The sequence below is a fragment of the Saccharomonospora saliphila YIM 90502 genome (genome assembly GCF_000383795.1).
Classification (GTDB): domain Bacteria; phylum Actinomycetota; class Actinomycetes; order Mycobacteriales; family Pseudonocardiaceae; genus Saccharomonospora; species Saccharomonospora saliphila.
In genome coordinates this window covers 83,019-88,818 of record NZ_KB912649.1, presented here as the reverse complement: position 1 = coordinate 88,818, position 5,800 = coordinate 83,019, and the positions used below count along the sequence as shown (strand labels likewise).

The 5,800-nt window shown below is 71.1% G+C and carries 6 protein-coding genes and 2 pseudogenes; 4 read left to right on the top strand and 4 right to left on the bottom strand.

The window, feature by feature from the left end:
- The 4 genes and pseudogenes from SACSA_RS22110 to SACSA_RS0108555 all read left to right on the top strand — a co-directional run.
- Window positions 1-1,015 (top strand): annotated as a pseudogene (locus SACSA_RS22110) (hypothetical protein); the annotation flags it as partial.
- A gap of 8 nt (window positions 1,016-1,023) precedes the next feature.
- Window positions 1,024-1,434, top strand: coding sequence for a roadblock/LC7 domain-containing protein (locus SACSA_RS0108565; RefSeq protein ID WP_019815086.1), 411 nt, complete (start codon window positions 1,024-1,026; stop codon window positions 1,432-1,434).
- Window positions 1,431-1,814, top strand: coding sequence for a DUF742 domain-containing protein (locus SACSA_RS0108560; protein WP_019815084.1), 384 nt, complete (start codon window positions 1,431-1,433; stop codon window positions 1,812-1,814). Before SACSA_RS0108565 ends, SACSA_RS0108560 begins: the two co-directional genes overlap by 4 nt.
- Window positions 1,795-2,388, top strand: a complete 594-nt coding sequence (locus SACSA_RS0108555; RefSeq protein ID WP_028661687.1) for a GTP-binding protein — start codon at window positions 1,795-1,797, stop codon at window positions 2,386-2,388. The genes SACSA_RS0108560 and SACSA_RS0108555 overlap by 20 nt, the downstream gene beginning before the upstream one ends.
- A gap of 13 nt (window positions 2,389-2,401) precedes the next feature.
- On the opposite strand, the gene SACSA_RS0108550 is transcribed toward SACSA_RS0108555, so the two are convergent.
- From SACSA_RS0108550 to SACSA_RS0108535, 4 genes and pseudogenes are all read right to left on the bottom strand, one after another.
- Entirely contained in the window at window positions 2,402-3,016 is a 615-nt protein-coding gene (locus SACSA_RS0108550; protein WP_019815080.1) for a class I SAM-dependent methyltransferase, read from the bottom strand.
- Between the two features lie 38 nt (window positions 3,017-3,054).
- Entirely contained in the window at window positions 3,055-3,684 is a 630-nt protein-coding gene (locus SACSA_RS0108545) for a DUF305 domain-containing protein (RefSeq protein ID WP_028661686.1), read from the bottom strand.
- Window positions 3,685-4,202: 518 nt separating this feature from the next.
- Complete coding sequence (locus SACSA_RS0108540) at window positions 4,203-5,486, bottom strand: (Fe-S)-binding protein (RefSeq protein ID WP_408640271.1); 1,284 nt, start codon at window positions 5,484-5,486, stop codon at window positions 4,203-4,205.
- Window positions 5,487-5,491: 5 nt separating this feature from the next.
- Window positions 5,492-5,800 (bottom strand): annotated as a pseudogene (locus tag SACSA_RS0108535) (FAD-binding oxidoreductase); the annotation flags it as partial.

Sequence of the window (5,800 nt, the reverse complement as noted above, 5' to 3'; positions counted from 1 at the left end):
CGAGTCGCACCGCGACGACCATCTCGGGTCGCACCGCGACGCGGGCTCCTCGGGGATGTTCGCGGGCCACGCCGAACTGCCCGACGAGGAGCTGGCGCTCGGTGGCGCGGGCATGACCTCCGCCCACGGCGCCGGCGATGATCCCCGGCACGCGGGGTCGGACGTCGAGTCCACTGTCACGATGCGCCCGTCCGCCGGTCCCCGGCCGGGGGCGGGCCGGGACGAGTCCGCCGAGCGGACCTCGGAGCGGCGTCCTGAACTGCCACGCAGGTCCTCGGCCCGGGACGAGGCCGCACCCCAGCACCGCACCGAGGCCGGAGCGCGCGGCGGGGAACCGGAGACCCAGGCGCGACGGGAGGCCCAGGTGCAGCGAGACGCATACGGGCGGCAATCCGCGCAGTCGTTCGCGGCCCCGCAGGCTCACACCCGGCCGCAGGGCGGGCAGGACCCGGCGCAGTGGTCCCAGCAGCAGCGACCCCCGTCGAGGCGGCGCGGCGAGGCGGGGGGCCAGCACGCGGTGCCGCCGTACGGGCAGGCGGGACAGGGCCAGCCGCCCCGCGGCCCGCAGGCGCACCCTTCCCAGCAGGCACAGCCACCGCAGGCGGAATCGCCGCCGCAGTACGCGCCACGCTTGCCGAGGGAACCCAGGACACCCGAGGGGCAGCCGTCGCAGAACGCGCGGCACCGGCACGAGACCCGCACGGTGCAGGACGTCCGTCCCGTGCCGGGGGCGTCCTCGGACACCCGGACCGCGGCGGCTCCCTCGGCGCAGGAGGACGCCACGGGAGGTGACAACCCGATGACGTCCAGCAGGCCGGCGTTGCCTCGCCGCCGCAGGCAACAGAACCTGGCTCCGCAACTGCGGGAGGAGAGCGAAACCACCGGACAGCACGAGGTCGACGGCAATGAAGCCGCGGAGACTCCCGATCAGGCACGGAGCAGGCTCTCGGCGTTCCAGCAGGGAACGCGCAGGGCCCGGCACCAGAAACCCGGCGGCGACGAGACTGGAGACTGAACAACACCATGACGAACTCGGGAGTCAACGAACTCGACTGGCTGCTCGACGACTTGGTGACCCAGGTCGCGGGAGCCGAACGTGCCGTCGTCCTGTCGTCGGATGGCCTGCTGATCGGGCGGTCGAGTAACCTCTCCGAAGAGGACGGTGAGCATCTTTCCGCCGTCGCCTCGGCGTTTCAGAGCCTGGCCCGGGGCACCGGGCGGCATTTCGGCGGGGGAGCGGTGCGCCAGACCGTGGTGGAGATGGACCACGCGTTCCTCTTCGTCACGGCGGCGGGGCGCGGAGCGTGCCTCGCCCTGCTGACAACGGAGGATGCCGACATGGGCATGGTGGCGTACTCGATGAACATGATGGTCAAACGAGTCGGCGCGGTGCTCAGCGCGGCGCCACGTGCGGAACACCACAGTGCGCCATGAGTGACAACGAGCAGGAGTGGTTCGACGAGGCCGGCGACGACGGCGGTGGCCTCGTCCGCTCGTACGTGGTGACGGGCGGTCGAACGCGGTCGGACAACTACGGCCTCGACATGATGACGCTGGTCGTGTCGTTGAGCACGCCATCCGAGGCGGCCCATCTGCCGGCCGAGTACGCGCGGATCGTGCACATGTGCCAGCGACCGATGTCGGTGGCCGAGGTGGGCGGGCACGTCGACCTACCCCTGCCTGTGGTCAAGGTGCTGCTCAGTGATTTGATCGAGCAGAACTATGTGATTTTCCGGAGGGCTGCGCCCGAGAGCGACGCACCCCACAACAGACACGTACTGCAGGCGGTTCTGGATGGCATCCGCAAACTCTGACGAGCGGCGGCTGACGGCGACGGCGGTGAAGCTTCTCGTCGCCGGTGGCTTCGGGGTCGGTAAGACCACCATGGTGGGTTCGGTCAGCGAGGTTCCGCCGCTGCGCACCGAGGAGTCGCTGACCTCCGCGTCCGAGGGCGTCGACGATTTGTCCGGTGTGGAGGCCAAGACCACCACCACCGTCGCCCTGGACTTCGGGCGCATCACGATCAACCCTGAGCTGATCCTGTACCTGTTCGGGACTCCGGGGCAGGACCGGTTCTGGTTCATGTGGGACGAGCTGGCCCAGGGGGCGCTCGGCGCGGTGGTGCTCGCCGACACGCGCAGGCTGGAGTCGTGCTTTCCCGCCGTGGACTACTTCGAGCGGCGCGGGCTGCCGTTCGTGGTGGGCGTGAACTGCTTCGACAACGCCTACCGGTACGGCACCGAGGAGGTGCGCGCCGCGCTGGACGTCGGCCCGTCGGTGCCGGTGTTGCTCTGTGACGCCCGCGACAAGGAGTCCACCAAGCAGATCCTGGTCACCCTGATCGAGTACGTGATGACCACGGCGGATCTCGTCCCCGCCGCCCGCTGAGCACCTCGCGGGGTCAGCTCGGGCGGGCGGTCGCCTCGAGGAGAGGACTGACCGGGACCCAGCGGGGGCCGATCAGGGTCTCGTCCACCCGCGTGAGCGTGAACCCCGCGTTCTCGACCGCCGCGCGGGTGTTCCGGTTCGGGTGGCAGCCCGCGCCCAGGCGTTTCCACAGCGGGGTGACCCGGTCCTGCCACCGGGCCTGCCCGCCCGTGCCGCGCACGTGCTCGAGCAGCACCAGCGTGCCGCCCGGCCGCAGCACGCGGCGGGCTTCGGCCAGCGCCCGTGCCGGGTCCGTCACCGTGCACAACACCAGGGAGCACACCACGGCGTCGAACGAGGCGTCCTCGAACGGCAGCGCTTCGGCCGCGGCCTCGCTCACCCGCACGGGGACGTGCGCCCGGTCGAGCTTGCGGTGCAGCTTCGCGCGCATGGCCGGGTCGGGCTCGGCCAGTACCAGTTCGTCGGCCCCGCGCACGTGGTCGAGGTTGACGCCGGTGCCCGCGCCGACGTCGAGTACACGTCCGGTGAGGCCGCCGAGCAGTCGCTGTCGGCGTTCACCGAGCACGTGCCTCTCCGCCGACGCCGCCATCCGGTCGTAGACGGCGGCGAAGACCCGGTGTGCCCGCATGAGGCCAGCGTAGCGGGCACACCGGGGTGTGCGCCTCGTCAGGCGTCGAGCATCGCCCTCATGCGGTCGATCTCTGCCTGCTGGACCTCGATGATCTCCCGGGCGAGCTCCCGGACCCCGGGATGCGCGCCGTCCCGCAGTTCGCGCTCGGCCATCCGCACCGCACCGCGATGGTGCTCGATCATCATCTCCACCCACAGGCGGTCGAACTCCGCGCCCTCGGCCACCGCGAGACGGGCCATGTCGTCGTCCGACATCATGCCGGTCATGCCGTCAGCTCCGCCGTGGTCCTCCGCGCCGCCGTGGTCGTCGTGTGCCGCGGACGACTGACCACCGGTATCCGTGGCATGGCCACCTCCGGACGGCGGGACGGGCTCGTCCCACTCCCGCAACCAGGTGGTCAACCGCTCGATCTCCGGCCCCTGGGCCGCCTCGATCTCGGTCGCGAGCGCGGCCAACTCGGCGTTGTCCGAGTGCGACTCCACCATCGCCGCCATCTCGATCGCCTGCTCGTGGTGCGGGATCATCCCTTGGGCGAACGCGACGTCCGCGTCGTTGTGCCCGGGAGCGGCTCCCGGGGCCTGGGGCTGGCTCGGCGCGCCGCACGCCACCGCCAGTGCGCCCGCCGCGACGGCCGAAAGCGCGCGGGCTCGCATACTGTGTGTCATTGTGGTTACCTCTGTCCCTGTCGTGCTCGGTAGTGCATCGGGTGCTGGTCGCCGGAGCGGCGGCTTCTACACCCGGAGCACGCAGCACAGAGACAGGAGTCCTCGCCCGCTCGGCGGAGGACGGGGCACACTCGACACCCTGAGCAGGACCGCGTGCGGCGGCCCGGACGGTCCGCTATGGGTGACGATCCAGAACAGTGTCGTGATCAGAGCCGTCACGGCGGTCAGCACGGCCAAGCACAGGTGCAGCAGGAGCTCGCCCGGTGTCTCGCCGGAGTGTCCACCGCTCTGGTGTGCGGGTGCGGCCGGTTCGGACCCCGCGTGTGCGAGGGTGGGGGAGTACGGCGCAGCAGTGGCATGGGCCAGGGCAGAGGGATGTGCCACCGACGGCAGCCCCACGTGATGCATGGCGATCACGCCGAATGCGAGGGCACACAACAGCGTCCACCGCGCGAGCGGAGCAGCCGGTCCATTCTGCACGATACGACGGTAGCATTCCGTGGCTGCGGAGGCTGGCCTCAGCGCGTGCCGTTGATCGACTCGTCGAGCAACTGCACCGGGTGCAGCATCGGGATGTCCGCGTCGAGGTAGCGGCGGATCTGGAGCAGGCAGCCCGGGTTTCCGGTGACCAGCATGTCCGGCTCGACGGAGCGAATGTTGGCTGCCTTGCGCTCGCCCAGCTCGGCCGCGGGTTCCGGCTGCACCATGTTGTAGATGCCCGCCGAGCCGCAGCACAGCTCGGCCTCCGGCAGGTCCACCAACCGCACACCCGGGATCGTGCGCAGCACCTGCCTCGGCTGTTCTCGCACGCGTTGGGCGTGCCCGAGATGGCAGGCGTCGTGGTAGGCGACGGTCGCGTCGATCCGCCGCCGGGGCGCCCGGGGTTCCAGGTCCGCCAGTACCTCGCTCACGTCCCGCACCCGCGCGCTGAATCGCCGTGCCCGCTCGGCCCAGTCGTCCTCGTCGGCGAGCAGCGTGCCGTACTCCTTCATCGACGATCCGCACCCGGCGACGTTGACGACGATGTCGTCCACCGGCAGCGACTCGAACGTCGCGATCGTGCGCTTCGCGCGCGAGACGGCGTGGTCCTCCCGGCCGGCGTGCAAGCCGAGCGCGCCGCAGCAGCCCTGATCCCGAGGGGTGAGCACCTCGCACCCCTCGGCCGCGAGCACCCGTTGGGTGGCAGCGTTGACCTCGTGGAAGAACACGTCCTGCACACAGCCGGACAGCAGGGCGACCCTGCGCCGCACCGTGCCTTCCGGGCGCACCCTGCGGGGCAGGGCGGCGAACGCGTCCCGCAGCCGGACGCCGGGCATCAGCGCCTGGGTGGCGCGCAGCCGGGGCGGCAGCACGCGTTCGGCGAGAGTGGACAGTCGAAGCTTCTGGTAGAGCGCGCCGAACACGGCCGCCACCCGCAGCCTGCGCCGGTAGGGGAACAACGCGAAGATCGCGTTCCGGAACAGCCTGTCCTGCCCTGACCGCTCGACATTGCGTTCGATCTGGGGCCGGGTGGCTTCCAGCAGCCGGTCGTACTGCACGCCGGACGGGCACGAGGTCACACACGCCATGCACCCCAGACAGGCGTCGATGTGCTCGGTGAAGGCGCCCTCCAGCCCGATCTCTCCGCGCTCGGCCAGATCCATCAAATAGATCCGTCCGCGTGGCGAGTCCATCTCCTCGCCCCACAGCTGGTAGGTCGGGCAGGTGGGCAGACAAAATCCACAGTGCACACAGTCGTCGAGCAGTTCGCGCGCGGGCGGGTGATGCGCGTCGAAACCGGACTGTCCAGACTGTCCACTCAGCTCGGTCACGACCTCGCCTCCCTGTCGTCCAACCAGGACCCGAACCGGCCCGGGCAGAACCGGCGGCCGGGGTCCAGTTCGTCCTTGAGCGCACGGAGCACCCGCACCGCGGACGGAGCGCGGTTCCACGCGCGGGTCCGGTCCGGTGGCGTGCTCCGCACCACCGACGTGCCGCCCGCCCGGTCCACGGCGTCGTGCACCGCCTCGATCTCCTCGCCCGGCACGGTCAGCGTCGCGGCGCCGGTCCCGAGCCCCACGGCGGCGCGAGTCTCGTGCACGGGCCCGCACGCCGCCACGAGAGCCGGGAGCCTGCT

Bases quoted from the DNA above. Each gene is read 5' to 3' on its own strand.
- SACSA_RS0108560 (WP_019815084.1), top strand. From the start codon at position 1,431: ATGAGTGACAACGAGCAGGAGTGGTTCGACGAGGCCGGCGACGACGGC.
- SACSA_RS0108555 (WP_028661687.1), top strand. From the start codon at position 1,795: ATGGCATCCGCAAACTCTGACGAGCGGCGGCTGACGGCGACGGCGGTG.
- SACSA_RS0108565 (WP_019815086.1), top strand. From the start codon at position 1,024: ATGACGAACTCGGGAGTCAACGAACTCGACTGGCTGCTCGACGACTTG.
- SACSA_RS0108545 (WP_028661686.1), bottom strand. From the start codon at position 3,684: ATGACACACAGTATGCGAGCCCGCGCGCTTTCGGCCGTCGCGGCGGGC.
- SACSA_RS0108550 (WP_019815080.1), bottom strand. From the start codon at position 3,016: ATGCGGGCACACCGGGTCTTCGCCGCCGTCTACGACCGGATGGCGGCG.